General features: G+C 68.9%; 14 protein-coding genes. 8 read left to right on the top strand and 6 right to left on the bottom strand.

What is annotated here, in order from left to right; translation table 11 throughout:
- Positions 1-3: 3 nt before the first annotated feature.
- The 3 genes from ACZ5BU_RS05105 to ACZ5BU_RS05095 all read right to left on the bottom strand — a co-directional run bounded on the left by ACZ5BU_RS05105 (position 4) and on the right by ACZ5BU_RS05095 (position 3,728).
- Positions 4-1,278: an exo-beta-N-acetylmuramidase NamZ family protein gene (locus tag ACZ5BU_RS05105; protein ID WP_465695671.1), complete on the bottom strand. Its 1,275-nt coding sequence runs from the start codon at positions 1,276-1,278 to the stop codon at positions 4-6.
- A gap of 10 nt (positions 1,279-1,288) precedes the next feature.
- Positions 1,289-3,091 (bottom strand): glycoside hydrolase family 3 protein, encoded by a 1,803-nt coding sequence (locus ACZ5BU_RS05100; RefSeq protein WP_465695670.1) that lies wholly within the window; start codon positions 3,089-3,091, stop codon positions 1,289-1,291.
- Positions 3,092-3,194: 103 nt separating this feature from the next.
- On the bottom strand, positions 3,195-3,728 hold the full coding sequence (locus ACZ5BU_RS05095; protein ID WP_465695668.1) for a 4'-phosphopantetheinyl transferase family protein: 534 nt from the start codon (positions 3,726-3,728) through the stop codon (positions 3,195-3,197).
- A 100-nt stretch (positions 3,729-3,828) separates the two neighbouring features.
- Between ACZ5BU_RS05095 and ACZ5BU_RS05090 the strand changes: the two genes are divergently transcribed.
- Positions 3,829-4,992, top strand: a complete 1,164-nt coding sequence (locus tag ACZ5BU_RS05090) for an MFS transporter (protein ID WP_465695667.1) — start codon at positions 3,829-3,831, stop codon at positions 4,990-4,992.
- Positions 4,993-5,085: 93 nt separating this feature from the next.
- Here ACZ5BU_RS05090 and coaA read toward each other — a convergent pair whose 3' ends face one another.
- Positions 5,086-6,039, bottom strand: coding sequence for a type I pantothenate kinase (gene coaA / locus ACZ5BU_RS05085; protein ID WP_465695666.1), 954 nt, complete (start codon positions 6,037-6,039; stop codon positions 5,086-5,088).
- Between the two features lie 152 nt (positions 6,040-6,191).
- On the opposite strand from coaA, the gene ACZ5BU_RS05080 reads away from it, so the two are divergent.
- Both ACZ5BU_RS05080 and ACZ5BU_RS05075 read left to right on the top strand, forming a co-directional pair.
- Positions 6,192-8,030, top strand: a complete 1,839-nt coding sequence (locus tag ACZ5BU_RS05080) for an alpha-glucuronidase (protein ID WP_465695664.1) — start codon at positions 6,192-6,194, stop codon at positions 8,028-8,030.
- Between the two features lie 32 nt (positions 8,031-8,062).
- Complete coding sequence (locus tag ACZ5BU_RS05075; protein ID WP_465695663.1) at positions 8,063-9,070, top strand: LacI family DNA-binding transcriptional regulator; 1,008 nt, start codon at positions 8,063-8,065, stop codon at positions 9,068-9,070.
- Here ACZ5BU_RS05075 and ACZ5BU_RS05070 read toward each other — a convergent pair.
- Positions 9,059-9,847, bottom strand: a complete 789-nt coding sequence (locus ACZ5BU_RS05070; RefSeq protein ID WP_465695662.1) for a COG4705 family protein — start codon at positions 9,845-9,847, stop codon at positions 9,059-9,061. The two genes, ACZ5BU_RS05075 and ACZ5BU_RS05070, sit on opposite strands and share 12 nt — an antisense overlap.
- A 65-nt stretch (positions 9,848-9,912) precedes the next feature.
- On the opposite strand from ACZ5BU_RS05070, the gene ACZ5BU_RS05065 reads away from it, so the two are divergent.
- The 3 genes from ACZ5BU_RS05065 to ACZ5BU_RS05055 all read left to right on the top strand — a co-directional run bounded on the left by ACZ5BU_RS05065 (position 9,913) and on the right by ACZ5BU_RS05055 (position 14,774).
- A complete protein-coding gene (locus ACZ5BU_RS05065) occupies positions 9,913-10,263 on the top strand; it encodes a holo-ACP synthase (RefSeq protein WP_130384581.1) in 351 nt (116 codons plus the stop codon).
- A gap of 3 nt (positions 10,264-10,266) precedes the next feature.
- Positions 10,267-11,658, top strand: a complete 1,392-nt coding sequence (locus ACZ5BU_RS05060; RefSeq protein ID WP_465695660.1) for an NAD(P)H-hydrate dehydratase — start codon at positions 10,267-10,269, stop codon at positions 11,656-11,658.
- A 176-nt stretch (positions 11,659-11,834) separates the two neighbouring features.
- Positions 11,835-14,774, top strand: a complete 2,940-nt coding sequence (locus ACZ5BU_RS05055; protein ID WP_465695658.1) for a PIG-L family deacetylase — start codon at positions 11,835-11,837, stop codon at positions 14,772-14,774.
- A gap of 6 nt (positions 14,775-14,780) precedes the next feature.
- On the opposite strand, the gene ACZ5BU_RS05050 is transcribed toward ACZ5BU_RS05055, so the two are convergent.
- Positions 14,781-15,554, bottom strand: coding sequence for an META domain-containing protein (locus ACZ5BU_RS05050; RefSeq protein WP_465695657.1), 774 nt, complete (start codon positions 15,552-15,554; stop codon positions 14,781-14,783).
- Positions 15,555-15,757: 203 nt separating this feature from the next.
- On the opposite strand from ACZ5BU_RS05050, the gene ACZ5BU_RS05045 reads away from it, so the two are divergent.
- Together ACZ5BU_RS05045 and ACZ5BU_RS05040 are read left to right on the top strand one after the other, a co-directional pair.
- Positions 15,758-16,924, top strand: a complete 1,167-nt coding sequence (locus ACZ5BU_RS05045; RefSeq protein WP_465695655.1) for a GH12 family glycosyl hydrolase domain-containing protein — start codon at positions 15,758-15,760, stop codon at positions 16,922-16,924.
- A gap of 56 nt (positions 16,925-16,980) precedes the next feature.
- The gene (locus tag ACZ5BU_RS05040; protein WP_465695654.1) at positions 16,981-17,622 is read left to right on the top strand and encodes an HAD family hydrolase; all 642 of its coding nucleotides are present in this window, start codon (positions 16,981-16,983) and stop codon (positions 17,620-17,622) included.
- Positions 17,623-17,634 lie beyond the last annotated feature (12 nt).

The following is a 17,634-nucleotide window of genomic DNA, read 5'->3' as shown; positions in this document are numbered from 1 at the left end:
GTCTCATCGGTGAGCTCCCTGGTAGAGCAGGTACTTCGCGCGCCGGGCCGTCCAGGCGTCGGTCTCGGACTGCCAGGCTGCCACGATCTCCTCGGCGGTCGCATCCGCCGAAAGCATGGTCCGGAACCGATCGGATCCGGTCAGCAGGTCGATCCAGCGGCCGGGTGGGGTCTCCGCCCGCCAGCTGAAGTCGGGGTAGAGCTTACGGGCCTCGACGATCAGGTGGGTCGCGGCCGTGATCGCCTCCACCCGGTGCGGGTCGGTGATCTGTACCTGTACGCCGCCACAGAGGACGTTCGCGTTCTTGCTGATCGACGGCGTGAAGTACGCCTCGCGGAACGCGACGCCCGGGATGTCCTTGGTCTGCAGCGCCTGCGCCCACCGGTAGTCGACGTACGGTGCGCCGATCAGCTCGAACGGGCGCGTCGTCCCGCGGCCCTCGGACAGGTTGGTCGCCTCGAACAGGCACAGGCCCGGGTAGAGCAGGGCGGTGTCCGGGGTCGGCATGTTCGGGCTCGGCATCACCCAGCCCAAGCCGGTGTCGGCGAAGAGCTGGTCGCGTTTCCAGTTCTTCGCCTCGATGACAGTGAGCTGCTTCAGCCGGCCGCCGTTCGGCTCGAGCGGGAGGTACTCGGCGTCGAACATCCGGGCCAGTTCGCCGACCGTCATCCCGTGCTGCTGGAGGATCTCCTTCTTGCCGACGCCGGACGTGTACCCAGGCTTCAGCATCGGGCCACGGGCGTACCCGCCGACCGGGTTCGGGCGGTCGAGGACGACGAACCGCGCGCCGGTGCGGACCGCGGCCAGCATCGCCTCGAACATCGTCCAGATGTAGGTGTAGAACCGGGCGCCGACGTCCTGGATGTCGAAGACAACGGTCTCCACGCCGGACTTCGTGTACAGGCCGGCGAGCTTGTCGGCGGTCGCGCCGTACGCGTCGTACACCATGATCCCGGTCCGCGGGTCGACGTGGTCGCCCTCCGACCCGCCTGCCTGTGCGGTGCCGCGGAACCCGTGTTCGGGACCGAACACCGCGACCACGTCGACCGCACCGGACGCGTGCATGGTGTCGACGATGTGCTGCAGGTCCGGCAGGATCCCGGTCGGGTTGCTGATCACGCCGACCTTCTGCCCGGCCAGGGCCCGCCAGCCGTCGTTCGCCAGTACCTCGGCGCCGGTCAGCACCTTCCGGCTGGAAACAGCTTGTGCGGAAGGTGCGTCGAGCAACGGTGCGGCGGCCACCGCACCGGCCCCGGCGAGAAGGTTGCGTCGCTTCATGTCGGTCTCCTCAGGAACGGAACGAGAGGTCGAAGGTCAGCCCGTGCCCGAACGGGAACAAGGTTTCCGTAGTTTCCGGATGCGCGGGGATCGACACCGGAAGCTTTCCGGTCGGTGCGATCTCGCCGTACAAGACCTTGGCCAGCGCCTCCATCGACACCGCCGTGCTGCCGTAGGTGACGAGCGAGGTCGGCGGTGCGTCGAAGTACGCGACGTCGTACGGATCCCGGACCGGGACCACGATCATCGGGCCTCCGGTGCCGAGCAGGCCGTTGACCAGCTTCTGCTGCTTGGCCAGTTTGTCGGTGACCTCGGTGTCCCACGCTTTGTTGGTCAGCACAACGGTCAGGTCGGCGGCTGCCGCTGCGGTCAGCGCGTCGGTGATCTTCGCGTCCGTCGGCGTCGTACCGGTGTCCTTCACGACCGTGGTCGCGCCGCGCCTCTGGAGTGCGCTCGCCAGCGCGGCCGGGCCGTACCCGGTGACGAGCACTTTCCGCGGCGCGGGCGAGAGCGGCAGCAAGCCGGCGTCGTTGCGGAGGAGCGTCGTACTGCGGTCCGCGATCCGCTGGGCCTCCGCGGCGGCGGCCGGCGTACCGACGACTGTCAGCACGCGGGACACGTCGACGTACGGGTGCTCGACGAGTCCGGTGTCGTACTTCAGGTTCAGAACACGGGTGACGCTTTCGTCGATCCGGGACTCGCTGATCCGGCCGGCGCGCACGGCGTTCAGGACCGAGTTGTACGCCAGCCCGGGATCGACCGGCATCAGCAGCTGGTCGACGCCCGCCTCGATGACGCGCAGCGGGATCTCCGCGTCGCCGTACTTGTCCCGGACGCCCTTCATGCCGAGCGAGTCGGTGATCACCACGCCGTCGAACCCGAGCTGCTGCCGCAGGATGCCGGTCAGGATCGGCCGGCTCAGCGTTGCCGGATCGCCGGACGGGTCGAGTGCCGGGACCACGATGTGCGCGGTCATGATCGAGTGGATGCCGGCCCGGATCGCGGCCTGGAAGGGCGGCAGGTCGATCCGGGTCCACTCGTCGCGGGTGTGACCGATCACCGGGATGCCGGTGTGGCTGTCGGTGGCGGTGTCGCCGTGGCCGGGGAAGTGCTTCGCGGTGGCGACGATCCGGCCGTCGCGCTGGTATCCCTTCACCTGGGCGGCGACGAGCTGTGCGACCAGCGCCGGGTCCGAGGAGATCGACCGGACGCCGATCACCGGGTTCAGCGGGTTGACGTTCACGTCCGCATCGGGCGCGAAGTCGGTGGTGATGCCGAGCGCCTTCAACTCCCGGCCCGCGATCGCGCCGGCCGCCCGGGCGAACGCGGGGGAGCGGGTCGCGCCGAGCGCCATCCCGCCGGGGAACTGGGTGGCGGGCGGCCCGACCCTGACCACCGAGCCGTACTCCTGGTCGGTGCCGATCTGCAGCGGGATCCCGGCGTCCGCGAGCGCCGCCGCCTGCAGACCGTTCGACAGCCCGGCGATCTGCTCCGGGTCGCGGACCGAGTCGGTCCAGGTGAAGTAGATGACGCCGCCGAGGTGGTACTTCGCGACCACCTCGGCCGGTGTCGCGACGCCGTACAGGCTGGTGTTGCGGGCGTCGGCGGTGCCGGCCGTCGGGCCGTACGCGTAGCAGACGAACAGCTGGCCGACCTTCTGCTCCAGCGTCATCCGGCGGAGCGTGTCGCGGACCCAGCGGTCCGGCTGGCCGGATGCGGCGGAGGCTGTTGCTGCAGTGGCGGTGCCGGCGACCGTCGATCCGGCGACGGTGGCCGCCGCGAGTCCGAGGGTCTGGCGTCGGGTCAGTTCCATCGGTGTCACCAACCGGGTCCGGGCGGGCAGGGGCGAACACCATCGTAATTGAATTACGGACACTTCCCCGCGTCGCGAAAGTTACCCACGTGCGCACGGTGGGTCAAGAGTCGGTGACGCACAGGATCGCACCGGTGGGGCACGCGACCGCCAGCACCGCGTTCGTCAGCTCCTTGTGGACCACGGCGAGGCCGGCCACACCGGGCACCGCTCCGGTGTCACCACAGGGCATTCGGCGACGGAGGCCGGCGTTCTCCAGCCCGTGCCCAAGAGCCTTTCCGACTGCTTCCTTCGCCGTCCACAGGCGGAGAAATGCCTGCAGTTGATCGGGTTGCCGGTCCACCCAGTCGAGCTCTCGTGGGTCGAACCAACGACTGGCCAGCGCGCCGACGTCGCGCGGCCGGAACTCCTCGAGATCGATCCCGAGCGGGCCGTCGTACGACGCCGCCACCGCGAGCCGGTGGTGGCTGTAGCTGATGCTCACCGCCAGCCCAGGGATCTGCGGACGGCCGGCTTCGTCGTGGTCGAGAACCGGATCGTCGACCAGCGTGCCCGCGAGGTCGAGCAGGAGTGCGTGAGCCGCCAACCGAGGCTCGCGCCCGGACGGCGCCAGTCGGACGTACACCGGGCTTCCCACGGCAAGAAGATAACTTGTCGACATGTTGCTACAACTGGTCCTCCCCGCGGGTCCGCAACTGGATCTGTAGGCCGTACCGGTGTCTCCCTACCTTCGAGACATGACCACCGCGTGCGAGATCCCCACCGTCCAGGTAGCCGACCGTCTGCTCGACGCCCGGTTCGCCAAGCTGCTGGCGATGGTGTTCGGCTCGGGGCTCAGCATGTACCTGCTGACCTCCGTCGTCCCGCTCTACCTCGCGGCGAACGGCGCCGGCGGGATCGGCGCGGGGCTGTCCACCGCCGCGATGATGTTCGCCGCGGTCGGCGTCGAGCTGCTCGTACCGCGGATGCTCGCCCGTTGGGGCTACCAGGTCGTCCTCGGCCTCGGGCTGGTTCTCCTCGGCGCACCGGCACTCGTCCTGCTCGCGACCGCCGCGCTGCCGGTCGTCCTCACCGTCTGCATCGTCCGCGGCGCCGGCCTCGCGATCCTGGTCGTCGGCGCGGTCGCGCTGGTCGCGGACCTCACCCCGTCGGCCCGGCGCGGCGAGGCGCTCGGGGTGTACGGCGTGGCGGTCGGCGTTCCCGCGGTGATCGGGCTCCCGCTCGGCGTGTACCTGACCCACGTGATCGGGTTCGGCGCGTTGTTCGTCCTCGCCGCGGTCACCTCGCTCGCCGGACTCGTGACGCTGATCGGTGTGCCGGCCAAGGTCGGCGCCGGAGAGCAGCACGTTCAGGTGCTCGGCGGAGTACGGCGAAGCGGTCTGCTGATGCCGTCGCTCGTCTTTGCCGCGGTCACCGTTGCCGCGGGCATCAGCGTGACCTTCCTTCCGTTGGCCGTTGCTGCCGGCAAGCAGCCGATGGTCGCGACAGCCCTGCTGCTGCAGGCGATCGCGGCTCCGCTCGCCCGGTGGCTGGCCGGCCGGTACGCGGACCGGATCGGTGCGGCGAAGCTGCTCGCTCTTGCGATCGGGTTCGCCGCGGTCGGTGCGGGCTCGCTCGTCTTCCTCCCCAGCCCGGTCGCGATCCTGGTCGGCTCGACGTGCTTCGGCGCCGGCTTCGGCGCTGCGCAGAACCTGACGCTGACCCTGATGTACAACCGCGTCGACCGCAGCCGCTACGGCCAGGTCAGCGCGCTCTGGAACCTGGCGTACGACGGCGGCTGGGGCCTCGGCGCCCTGACCTTCGGAGCGATCGTCTCCGGCATCGGCTACCCGACCGCCTTCGCCTTGACCGCCGCCGTCGTCGCCCTCGCCGTCCTGCCGACCCTCCGCCTCCGCCCCTGACGAACCGAGCCCCGGCCGGCGAGTCGTGGATTCTGGTCGGCGTTGTCGGCGTTGTCGGCGTGTCGGCAGCCGAATTCCACGACTCGGCGGGGGTCAGAGTTTGCGGAGGCGGACCCAGCGGACGGCGTGGTCGGGGCCTTTGCGGAGGACCAGGGTGGCGCGGGAACGGGTGGGGAGGATGTTCTCGCGCAGGTTCGGGCCGTTGATGCCGTCCCAGAGCGACTCGGCTTTCTTGATCGCCTCGGCGCGGCTGAGTTCGCCGTACCGGACGAAGTACGACTCGGGGTTGCGGAACGCTGTTTCCCACAGTTTCAGAAAACGTGTGACGTACCAGGACCGGATGTCGTCGGCGGCCGCGTCGACGTACACCGAGAAGTCGAAGAAGTCGCTGACCGCGAGCCCGCTCTTGCCGTCCGCGTGCCGGGGTGCCGGCTGCAGCACGTTCAGACCTTCGAGGAGCAGGATGTCGGGCTGCTCGACCGTGGTCCGGACGCCGCTCATCCGGTCGTAGTGCAGGTGCGAGTAGACCGGCGCCTCGACCGTGTCGATCCCGGACTTCACCTCGACCACGAAGCGCAGCAGCGACTTGCGGTCGTAGGACTCCGGGAAGCCCTTGCGCTGCATCAGGTTGCGGCGCTCGAGTTCGGCGTTCGGCCAGAGGAAGCCGTCGGTGGTGACGAGCGCGACCCGCGGGTGCTCGGGCCAGCGGGCCAGCAGTTCGCGGAGCAGCCGGGCCGTCGTCGACTTGCCGACGGCAACGGATCCGCCGATCCCGATCACGAACGGGGTCCGGGTGGCGACCGGTTTGCCGAGGAAACTCTCGGTGTCGGCATGCAGTGCGCGGGCGTGCCGGACGTACAGCGACAGGATCCGGGACAGCGGCAGGTACACCTCGCGGACCTCGTCCATGTCGATCTCGTCGCCGAGGCCGCGCAGCCGTTCCACCTCGCCGGCCGTCAGCGGGGAGATCGTGGTCTCGGCCAACTGGGCCCACGTGGCCCGGTCGAGCTCGGTGTAGGGAGTCACCTCCCGCGACGGCTGCAGCATGTGGCCCATTGTTCCCACCGGCGCCGGATGCACCCACATCGGGCGAGCGTGGCCTTGGTCTCAGCTGTGCCACGGTGCGTCTCAGCTACGGTACGGTCTCGAAACTTTCGGTCACCGCCCGGTGACCGGCTGGTATGTAAGCATCACCCGCGATGAGTGCAGATCAAGCCTGGCTGGCCACCCAGCGGCTGCCCGAGGTGACCGTGCACGCGTCCGGGGTGCTGGCCCAGACGATCCGAGCCGAGGTGCGGCAGACCCGCCGGTTCCGGACCGACGTGCAAGTGGCGGTCTGCACGCTGAGCCGGATCCGCGAGACACCGCTCTGGCAGCAGGTCGAGGCCGCGCTACCCGAGCACGGGCTGGGGGTCGAGGGTTTCCTGGTGCTGCGACGAGGCAACGATCTCGTCGTCGCGGCGGAGGGCGGGCACGGTCTCCTGTACGGCTACTTCTACCTGCTGCGGTACTTCGAGTGGATGAGCGGCGACTTCACCGTCGTCGAGCGACCCGCCGTGCCGATCCGGATGCTGGACCACTGGGACGAACTGTCCGGTGCCGTACGCCGGGGTTACTCCGGAGGCTCGATCTTCTTCGCCGACGGCGCGGTGGTGCCGGACCTGTCCCGGGTCCGGGCGTACGCACGGTTGCTGGCGTCGATCGGGATCAACGCGGTCGCCCTCGCGAACGCGGAACTCCCCGATGTCGCGCGGCTGGCCGGCGTGTTCCGCGAGTACGGGATCGCGGTCAGCCTGGCGATCGACTTCGTCGACGACCCGCACGACGAACGGGTCGTCCGCTGGTGGGCGGCGGCGGTTTCCCGCGTCTACGACATGGTGCCCGACCTCGGCGGTCTGGTGGTCCGGTCGGGTCGCGACGTCGAGAGTGCGAACCTGCTCGCGCGGACGGTCGCGCCGTACGGCGGAACCGTTTTCTGGCGGGTTCCCGGCGCGGAGCAGTCCCACGACTGGCGAGACCGACGGGCGGACCGGGCGCGGGCGGCGTACGACGAGTTCGTGCCGCTGGACGGGCGGTTCGAGGAGAACGTGGTCCTGCAGGTCAAGCACGGACCGCTGGACTTCCAGGTCCGGGAACCGGTCTCGCCGCTCTTCGGGGAACTGCAGGAAACCGGGTTCGGAATCGAGCTGCAGGTCACCCAGGAGTTCTCCGGGCAGCAGCAGGACCTCTGCTACCTCGGGCCGTGGTGGCGGGAGATCCTGCAGTTCGGCACCACCGGTGTGGAAGGGGCAACCGTTGCCGACCGCATCGGTGCGATCGTTGCCGTCTCGAATGTCGGTGCCGACGGCAACTGGACCGGACACAAGCTTGCGCAGAGCAACTTGTACGCCTTCGGCCGGCTGGCATGGGACCCCGCCGCGGACCCGGTCAGCCTGCTGCACGAGTGGGCCGCGGCAACCTTCGCGATGGACGACCGGACGCGGAGCGAGCTGGTCGCGATCATGGCCGGCTCGTGGCGGACGTACGAGCGGTACACCGCGCCGCTCGGCGTCGGGTACATGGTCACCCCGGTCACGCACTACGGACCCAACGTCAACGGGTACGAGTACTCCGGGCGCGGGTCGTACCACTACGCGGACCGGAACGGCGTCGGCGCGGACCGGACGGTGAAGACCGGCTCGGGTTTCACCGGGCAGTACCCGGAACCGCTCGCGAGCCTGTACGAGGACGTCTACACGTGTCCGGACGAGCTGCTGCTGTTCTTCCACCACGTCCCTTACGACCACGTGCTGCAGAGCGGGAGCACGGTGCTGCAGCACATCTACGACACGCACTTCCAGGGGTACGCCGAGGTGGAGGCGATCGTCGCACGCTGGCGGGCGGTCGCCGAGCGCTTCGAACCCGTCGTACGGGAGAACGTGACCGCGCGCTTCGACCGGCAACTCGCCAACGCGCGCGAGTGGCGTGACCAGGTCAACACCTACTTCTACCGCCTCAGCGGCGTTCCGGACGCCCACGGCCGCACGATCCACCGGTAGTCTGGTCCGAAAGTTTCGGACCCGGAGGTGTCGTGGACGAGCGGCCGACGATTGCGAAAATTGCGGAGCAGGCCGGGGTCTCGGTGCCGACCGTGTCCAAGGTGCTGAACGGGCGGTCCGACGTCGCCGCGGCGACCCGGGCCCGGATCGAGAGCCTGATCCAGGAGCACGGGTACCGGCGGCGCAGCGCGAGTACGGCGGCCGGGCCGATGATCGACCTGGTGTTCAGCCAGCTCGGCGGCGAGTGGGCGATGGAGCTGATCCGCGGCGTCGAGCAGGTCGCCCGGGCCGAGGGCGTCGAACTCGTGCTGTCCGAGTGTGGCGGGGCGTCGCGCCCGCGGCAGGAGTGGATCGAGTCGGTCCTCAACCGGCGGCCGCTCGGCGTGATCATGGTGTTCTCGGACCTGGACGCCGACCAGCGCGCGCAGCTCGAGACCCGGCGGATCCCGTTCGTGGTGGTCGATCCGGTCGGCGACGTCGGCGACGACGTACCGTCGATCGGCTCCGCCAACTGGAACGGCGGCCGGATGGCGACCACCCACCTGCGGAACCTCGGCCACCGGCGGATCGCGATGATCGGCGGCCCGACGGACACGCTGTGCTCGCGGCAGCGCGTCGACGGCTACACCGACGCGATGCGCTCGACCGGAGCCGACCTCGACCCGGCGCTCATCCGGTGGGCCGACTTCTCGGTCGACGGCGCCTACCGCGAGGCGCTCGTACTGCTGCGCCGACCCACCCCGCCGACCGCGATCTTCGCCGGCAGCGACATGCAGGCGCTCGGCGTGTACCAGGCCGCCCGCGAGCTCGGCCTCGACGTCCCGCGCGACCTGTCCGTGGTCGGGTACGACGACCTCCCGGTCGCGCAGTGGGTCACGCCCGCGCTGACTACGGTCCACCAACCTCTCCACCAGATGGCCGAGCTCGCGGCACGCGTCGTACTCGACCTCTCCCGTGGCAAGACGCCGCCGGCGCTCCGGCTGGACCTGGCCGTCGACATGAAGGTCCGTCAGTCCACCGGGCCGCTCCTAGGAGCGTGAGTCGAGGACCGGTTCACGGTCAACGGAGCGGGCGGCGTGGTCGACGTCGCTGTGGGTCACGGTCAGATAGACGACGAGTACGGCGAAGAGCAGTAGTCCGACCACGGTCACGGGTCCGATGCCCCAGCCGACTCCGCCGTCGTGGGTGCCTTTGCCGAGCCAGTCGGCGATCGACGCTCCGAGCGGACGGGTCAGTACGTACGACGACCAGAACGCGACCGTGACGTTCAGGCCGAGCTTCCACAGGCCGAGCGGTAGCACGATGAGTACGGCGAAGAGCACGATCGACCAGGTGAAGCCGAGGCCGAAGTCGATCGCGGTCGCGTCGCCGACAGCGGTACCGAGGCCGAAGGTCAGCAGGACGACGCCCCAGTAGAACCGTTCGCGCCGCGCGGTGGTGATCGAGTGCACCGAGATCGTGCCTTCGCTGCGGCGCCACCACGTCAGCAGGGTGCACAGCAGTACGAGGTAGACGATCGAGTCGAACCAGTACGGCGTACCGAGCGCGACGTGCGGTCCGTCCGCGATCATCGTGCCGAAGAGCGCGACGCCGAGGACCGTGATCCAGTAACGCACCGGGTGGTAGGTGTTGGCCTTCAGTTGCAAATAGAGGGCAGTGCCGAAGGTACCGACCCCGATGACGGCGGCCAGCGGGATGCTGACGCTGCCGAGGTAGTCGGAGGCGGTCTCGCCGATGCCGGTGGTCAGCAGCTTGACCACCCAGAACATGACGAAGACCGCGGGCACCTTCGGGGCCGGGAAGACTCGTGATCGCATGGTCGGCGAGCGTAGAGGTCAGAAGCTGAGAGGTGGCTGATCGGCGGTCGGCTAGGGTGAGGAACATGATCGTCGGCGTAGGCATCGATGTGGTCGACGTGGATCGGTTCATGCGGACGCTCGAACGGACGCCGGGGTTGCGGGACCGCGTGTTCACCGCGGTCGAGGCGGTCAAGCCGCCCGCGTCGCTGGCGGCCCGGTTCGCGGCCAAGGAGGCGCTGGCGAAGGCGCTCGGCGCGCCCGCCGGGATGCACTGGCACGACGCCGAGGTCCAGACCGACGAGACCGGGCGGCCCTGGCTGGAGATCACGGGTACGGTCGCGGCGCAGGCGGCGAAGCTCGGCGTACAGAGTCTGCATCTGTCCCTGAGCCACGACGCCGGTATCGCGTCCGCGGTCGTCGTACTGGAGGGCTGAACGATGCGCCACGCGCACACGGTCGAGCAGGTCCGGGCGGCTGAGGCCGAACTGATGGCCAAGCTCCCGGACGGCACGTTGATGCAGCGCGCTGCGGCCGGGCTGGCTGTTGCTGTTGGCAACTTCTTGGGCGGTACGTACGGCGCTCGCGTGGTGCTGCTGATCGGGTCGGGCGACAACGGCGGGGACGCGCTGTACGCCGGGGCCCGGCTGGCGCGGCGTGGCGCGCAGGTGACCGCCGTACTGCTGTCGTCCCACGCGCATGCGGGCGGGCTCGCGGCGTTGCAGTCTGCTGGTGGACGGGTCGGGCCGGCCGACGACATCGTGGGCGCGGACGTCGTGCTCGACGGGATCGTGGGCATCGGCGGACGGCCGGGGTTGCGGCCGGACGCGTTGGCCGCGGTGCGGCTGGCCGAGCAGTACGGCGTACCGATCGTCGCTGTGGACACGCCGTCCGGAGTCGACGTCGACACGGGGGAGACGCCGGAGCCACACGTACGCGCGGCCCTGACCGTTACCTTCGGCACCCACAAGATCTGTCACTTGATCGACCCCGCCGCGTCGGCCTGCGGCCCGGTCCACCTCGTCAACATCGGCCTGACCCCGCCGCCCGCCGACGTACAGTCCCTCCAGGCGTCCGACGTACGGGCGTTGTACCCGGTCCCACACGGCGAATCCGACAAGTATTCTCGCGGCGTACTGGGCCTGATCGTCGGCTCTGCCCAATACCCAGGCGCTGCCGTAATCGCCACCACCGGAGCCCTCGCGGCCCCGGTCGGCATGGTCCGCTACGTGGGTCCGGACGCGGTCGCCGCGGCGGTCCGGGAAGCGCACCCGGAGGTCGTCGGCGACGGGCGCGCGCAGGCGTGGACGATCGGCTCCGGGCTCGGCGACGACCTCGACGTACCCCGGATCCGCGAACTGCTCGACGCCGACGAACCGGTTGTGCTCGACGCCGACGGGTTGAAGGCGCTCGACGACTCCGGCGACCACGTCGACGTACTGGCCACACCGCACGCGGGTGAGCTCGCGCGGCTGCTCGGTGTCGAGCGCGCGACGGTGGAAGCCGAGCGCTTGAAGTACGCGCGAATGGCAGCCGAGCGCTTCGACGTGACTGTTCTTCTCAAGGGCGCTACGACCGTGATCGCGAGCCCCGACGGCGAGGTCCGCGTCAACACCAACGCAACGCCGTGGCTGGCCACGGCCGGCGCAGGCGACGTACTGGCCGGCCTTTGCGGCGGACTACTCGCCGCGGGCCTCTCACCCTTGGACGCGGCAGCCGTAGGCGCCTACCTCCACGCTGCCGCCGCCAACCTGGCCTCCAGCGGCGGCCCCACCACAGCAATCGCCGTCGCCCACGCTCTCCCCGAGGCCACCCGCCTACTCCTCACCTGAGGCCCCGCGCGGGACTGGGAAGAGGTCCCGGGGACTCGGCATGGGCTATTACCTATCGTCAGTCCCCGCGAGGGGTGCTCGGTTCGGCGTGGCGCGCGGTTTGGTGTTGCGGGGTGGGTGGGGGAGACGTAGGACTGGAGAGTTGCTGGTGCCTCCGCCGCCTTTGGAGTGTGCTCGTGAAGCGAATTGTGGGGCTTCTGGTTCTCGGATTGCTGGCCGTGTTGCCGGTGCCTGCTCAGGCGCAGGGGCAGCACGTGAAGCAGTACGTCGCCGACGCGAAGACGAAGATCGACGTGATGGGGGAGTGGGCCCATCCGGACGACGACACGAGCTTCATCGGGCCGTGTGGCGTCTGGCATCAGCTGTACGGCGTGAAGTGCGGCGTGATCATGGTGACCCGGGGCGAAGGCGGCGGGAACGCGGCCGGCACCGAACTGGGTCCGGACCTCGGCCTCCGCCGGGAGAACGAGGACCGGGTCGCGCACTACCGGTCCGGGACGATCGACATCTTCAACCTCGACCCGATCGACTTCTTCTACAACCAGAGTGCGCCGTTGACGCAGTACTTCTGGGACGAGCAGGAGACGCTCCGGCGGGTTACGCGGGTGATCCGCGAGACCCAGCCTGAGGTATACATCGGCTTCACGCCGACGCTCGCCGCCGGGCACGGGAACCACCAGCAGGCAGGCCGCCTGATCTGGGAAGGAGTCCTCGCGGCAGCCGACCCGAACATGTTCCCGGAGCAGTTGACGGGTCCGCACGCGCTCAGCACCTGGCAGGTGAAGAAGGTCTTCTCCGGCGGGTCGACGGCGGGCACGGGCGGTACGACAACCTCCGCGAACTGCACCACCGGGTTCACCCCGTCCGGACTCGATCCGGTCGCGGGTGTTTGGACCGGGTACGACTCGCCGTACACCTGGCCGAGCGGCAATTCGCAGGGACAGACCGCCGGTACGCCGAAGATCTGGCAGCAGGTGTCCGACGAGGGACGTGCGGCGTACCCGACGCAGAGTCGGGTGATGTACAAGGGCGTGTCGGCGCCGGCCTGTCCGCGGTTCGGAATGACCGAGTCGTTCGTACCGTTCCAGCCGAACAGCAGTCCGCCGGCCGGCCGGGACGACGCGATCCTGTTCGGCGCGACGAAGCCCGACCCGGGCGGGCTCCCGCTCGGCACGCTCGAGTACCTGACGTTCAGCCGGTTCTACAACGTCGCCGGTGAGCCGTTCCAGGCGACGCTGCACCTTCGCGGAACGCTTGCCAAGGGCAACGTACAGCTGACGGTGCCACCTGGCTGGACGACCGACGGGCCGAAGCCGGTGAGTGAAGGATCCAGTGCGGACGTCACGTTCACCGTCACCCCGGCCACCACGGCGACCGTCGACCAGAACGCGAAGATCTCCGCGCTCTACACGACCAAGCATGCGACCGGCTACACGGACAACGTGGTCCGGATCGTTTCCGCCGCGGAAGGACGTTTCCAGCGGTGGGGAAACTGGCAGGAGTACGACCAGTGGCTGCAGGCGACCGCACCGCAGGCCGATCGGCTCGGACGCTCGCAGGCGATCCAGTCGATGGGCATCGGGCAGACGATCGACGTACCGGTCGTCGTGCACAACTGGTCGACCAAGCAACAGACCGGCGCCGTTTCCCTCGACCTCCCGAACAATTTCTCGGTGGACGCCAACAACAAGCCGTACGACGTGGCGCCCGGCGCCGACGTCACCGTCACCTTCAAGCTGACGAACACGGACGCGACGTTGCCGGCACAGCAGAACGTCAGCATCCCGATCAGAACGTCGTACGCAGGTGGCGCAGGGGCAGAGACCCTCACCCTGACACTTGTGCCGACGACGGTAATTCCGCAGGCGACTCCGGTCGTCGACGGTCAGGCCGAGCCGGGCGAGTACCCGGGGCCGGCGCTCGATCTCGGCCGGATCTGGCAGGGGGCGAGCACCTGCACCGGCGTCGACGACTGCGGTGTTTCCGCAACCGGTGAAGGCAGTACGGCGAAGGTCAGCTGGTCCGGTGACGCGCTGTACTTCTTCATCCACGTCCGTGACGACTACCAGTCGTACGCCGTCACTCCGGCCGAATGCGTCGGGCACTGGCAGGCGGACTCCGTCGAGATCCTGCTCGACCCGCGCGGCAACGCGTCGCAGAGCCTCAAGGACACCGCGAACACGTTCAAGCTCGGCATTTTCCCGTTCACCCAGAGCGGGGGCCCCTGCTGGGAGCGCGATGCCGACAACCACCAGGGCTACTCGAGCGGCGCCCTCGACACCGGCAACGCGCCGGGCGTCCAGGTCGCGTCGACGGCGCAGTGGGTCGGCAGCAACGACACGACCGTGCCGCACGCTTATGCCGGTGGTGGGTACGACGTCGAGGTGAAGATCCCGATGGCGGATCTGCCCGCCGCCGTCGACCCGTCGCACCTCGGTCTGAACATCACGCCGTACGACAACGACGACACCTCGGCACCCGGTACGACGACGCTGCGGCACATCGACATGAGTACGCGACTCGGCTGGTCGGCGCTCGGGTCCGTGCAGTCCGACCCGTACCGCTGGGGGATCGCCACGCTGCCCGGGTACACCCCGCCGGCGGGCCGACCGACCACACCGGCACCGCCGGACGTGTCCAACCCGAACCTGAACGGAGCCCTCTCGCCGCAAACGATTGCGCAGTCCGCGCGGAACGGCGTACCGATCTCCGGACGGGTTCCGACCGACGACCTGAAGATCCTGTCCGCCGGACTCAGCGGCAACGCCGTACAACTGGTCACGTCGTCGAAGGGGACCGGTACCGCCCGGGCGTTCCTGACGGCCGGCGAGCTCGCGGCGATCCCGGTCTGGACGACATCGTGCACGGCGGACCCGGCGCCGGATTACGGGTTCACGCCGTGTGCGATCACCGACGGCGCTACGCCGCCGTGGTCACCGGACATGAGCGGGCACCTGGTGAAACAGGTCACACAGCAGCTGACGAGTGGTGTCCAGCACTGGACGATCCCGTTGACCGCGGCCCAGCGTCAGCGGCTGCAGGACCGCGGCCACCTGCTCGTTTCCTACGAGACGACGAAGAACGAGGTCCAGGCCTTCGACATCCGGATCGCGTAACCGGGGTCAGCGGACGGCGGTGAAATCCAGGCCGCCGTTCGACGACCGCAGGCTGAGGGTCGAGCCGTCGATGCTGTAGGTCAGGTCGCCCTGCAAACCCTTCAGGAGCAGGGATTCCAGCTTCGCCGCGTCGCCGGTGCAGGCGCGTCTGGTGGTGGCGAGCTCGCCGAAGGTGAGCTTGCCGGTGGAGGTCGCGACCATCCCCTGGAACTCGTTGCAGCCGGTCGAACCGGTGACCCGGTCACCGTTCAGCGTCAGCCACGCCTTTTCGGACCCGACCGGATGTGAGGCGGTCTGGCCGTCGATAATTGTCGACAATCCCCACTTGGTGCCGTCGAGGGCGAGGTCCGGCTCGGCGGCTTCCTTGTCGAGCAGCGAGATGGTCGTACTGCTCGTCGTCAGCACGAGTTTGCTGCCGTCGAGCTTCCACGTCGGCTTCGCACCCAGCACGCCGCCGATCCAGCTGTCGAGGCCGGCGGCGGGACCGAGGCAGCCCATTGCCGTCGAGGTGATCTCCTTGCCCAGGACGAGTTGGTTGCCGGCTGTCGAGACCGAGGTCTCGGACGTGTTGCAGCCGGCGTTCCACGACATCCGCCCGTTGGTGGTGAACTGCAGCCGCACCGATGGCTGTGGCGTCCGCGGCTTCCCGTTCTCGACCACCGAGGTGGACAGGAACGTCCGCCCGGCCAGTGTGGCATCAGGTCCGGCGGCGGCGTCGTTGCCACAGCCGGCGAGGGCCAGCAGACCTGTCGCGGCGAGCGCGATCATCCGTTTGTTCACACCTTCAGGACGCCGCGGAATGCATACTCGTTGCAGGTGAAGCCTTTGTAAATTCAGGACCCGGACTTGACATGCGCTGGTCACGGTTCGATAACGTCAGCGCCCGTACACAAAACTTCCTGGGGGATCGCCCGTAACAGACAGGAAGGTTTGGAATGTCCCCGATCCGAATTTCTCGGACTCGTCTCCTCGTCCCAGCGGCCGTGCTCGCGGTCAGTGCTCTCGTCGCGGTCCCGATCGTCGTGCACGCCAGCAAGCAGTCACCGGTTGCGACGGCGGACGCTGCCGACAGCGCTACCGCTGCGCTGCCGAACGTCGGCCGGGTCGAGACCTGCGTGCTGGACAAGTACTCCGGCTGTACGGTCCTGCACGGTTTCGGTCAGAAGCCGGTCGCGATCACCGCGACCGCGTCCGGTCCGTCGCTGGTGTCGATCGACACCAGCCGTACGACGGACAAGAGCTACCGGCTGCGCGCGCTCCGGTACGACGGCAAGCCGTACCTGGCCGGCACGAAGCTGACCTACACGGTGCACTACGACTTCGCCCCCGTAGCAGGCCAGCCGGGCACCCCGCCGCCCACGACAGCGCCGACGACAACCCCGCCCACCACGCCGCCGGCGACCACCGCCCCGCCGACGCAAACGACAACCCCGCCGCCGGCGACCACTCCGCCCCCGACCACGCAGCCGCCGACGACCCCGCCGCCGACGACGCCCACGAGTACGGGCGGCGGCACCTGTACCAACCCGTCATGGACCACCACCTCGACCGACAACCAGGGCGAGGGCCGCGACTTCGGTCCGTACTACGTGCACAACAACATGTGGAACAACAACAACGGCACCTACACGATGTCCGTCTGCAACTACAACAGCTGGTACGAGGACGCGACGCAGCCGCTTCCGGGTGACAAGGGTGTGCAGACGTACCCGAACGTGCACAAGGACTACAGCAACGTGCCGCTGAGCACGATCAAGTCGGCGAACTTCGCCGCCACGACGCCGGCGAACTGCAGCGCCTGCATCTACGACGTGGCGTTCGACGTGTGGATCGGCGACGGCCTGAACAACGAGCTGATGATCTGGACCGACAACAAGGGCCAGGTCCCGTCCGGCGACAAGGTGGGCACGGTGACGTTCGGCGGGTTCACGTACGACGTCTGGCACCAGAACGGCTACACCGCGTACGTCTCGCAGGTGACGCAGAAGTCCGGGACGATGCCGCTGGCGAGCTTCTTCAACGACATGGCGAACCGCGGCTGGACGCCGAAGCAGACGACCTGGCAGGTCGACTACGGCGTCGAGATCGTCTCCACCGGCGGTACGAAGCAGCGCTTCAACTTCAACGACTTCTCCATCCAGGAGAACTGACCCCCACACCCGAGGCGGCCATCGCGTTCACGCGGTGGCCGCTTAGGGTTTCTGCTGTGACTCGACTGGTGATCTTCGACAACGACGGTGTGCTGGTGGATTCCGAGCGGCTGGCGAACACGATTCTTTCGGAGTTGCTGACCGAGGCCGGGTTGCCGTACACGTTCGAGGAGACGGTGCGGGACTTCATGGGCGGGTCGATGGAGTCGATGCGGCGCACGACCGAGGCGCGGCTCGGACGGCCGTTGCCGGCGGATCTCGAGGACCGGTACCACCAGCGGTTGTTCGAGGGGTTCGCGCACCTCCAGGCGATCGAAGGCGTCGAGGCTGTCCTCGACCACCTGGACGCGCGCGGCATCCTGTACTGCCTGGCCTCGTCCGGCACACATCGCAGGATCCGTACGGCGCTGACCGCCGTCGGCTTCCTCGACCGGTTCGAGGGACGGATCTTCAGCGCGGAGGACGTCGAACACGGCAAACCCGCGCCGGACCTGTTCCTGCACGCGGCCGCGACGATGGAGGTCAAGCCGGCCGACTGCCTGGTGATCGAGGACAGCCCGCTCGGCGTCGCCGCGGCGGTCGCCGCCGGGATGAAGGTCTTCGGGTACGCCGGGATGACCGACCCCGCGAAACTTTCCGATGCAGACACGGTTTTCCACAACATGACGGCCCTGCCCGCCCTCATCGACGCAGCCTGAGACACTGGACTG

The sequence above is a fragment of the Kribbella sp. NPDC031520 genome, assembly GCF_055580825.1.
The sequence above is the reverse complement of the archived record's forward strand: the minus strand, read 5'-3'. Positions and strand labels throughout refer to the sequence as shown.